This is a genomic window from Neisseria sp. P0021.S007 (assembly GCF_051956855.1).
On record NZ_JBQCXA010000375.1, the window covers coordinates 1 to 777 of the forward strand.

General features: G+C 46.7%; 1 protein-coding gene. It reads right to left on the bottom strand.

Annotation, left to right across the window (positions count from 1 at the left end):
- Positions 1 to 171: 171 nt before the first annotated feature.
- A partial coding sequence (locus ACTHUR_RS13445) for an NAD(P)H-dependent oxidoreductase (protein ID WP_440399032.1) occupies positions 172 to 777 on the bottom strand: 606 nt, incomplete at its 5' end.

The window sequence follows — 777 nt, forward strand, 5'->3', positions numbered from 1 at the left end:
CGTATTAAATCAGGCCGTCTGAAACGGTGTGAAATGAAATCTAGGATTTCTGACACATGGTTTCAGACGGCCTTCAGATTTTAAATTTAGAAGTATTTGTTGTTACGGAATTTGCTTCTCTTTTTAGAAAAGTAAAAGGGCGGTATTTGCCGCCCTGAGAATACAAACTGCTTATTCGACCCAAGTCACCATTTCTTCAATCGGTTTGCGTGATTTTTGGGTGATTTCTTTGGCGCGATAGCCGAATGTTGCCGCTACGGATACGCCCCATTCATTGGCATCAAACAGGCCTTCTGCTGCCAATACTTCGTTCATTTTGTCGTAGTTGAAGCCCTCGATTGGGCAGGAATCGATACCGATGGCCGCTGCACCTGTAAGCATATTGGCCAAAGCAATATAGGTCTGCTTGCCGCTCCAGTCAAATAGTGCGCGTTGGTCGTCGGCAATTTTAATGTCGGTTTCTTGGAAGCTTTTGTATCTTGCCAACGCTTTTTCCAGTTGCTCTCCTTGCAGGCCCCTGCGTTCGGCAACACTGCGGAAGAACGGGGTATCGTAACGGGCATTTTTCTTGGCAAGGATAATCACCAGATGGCTGCAGTCGTTCAGTTGGGATTGCATCCCCCAGCTGAAAGGCTTGATTTTCTCACGCAGGGCTTTGTTTTGAATCACCAAGAATTTCCACGGCTCAGAGCCGACGGAGCTTGGGGAGAGGCGGGCAAATTCTAGAATCGCTGCAAAATCTTCTTGGCTGATTTTTTTGTTGGGATTGTAATAACG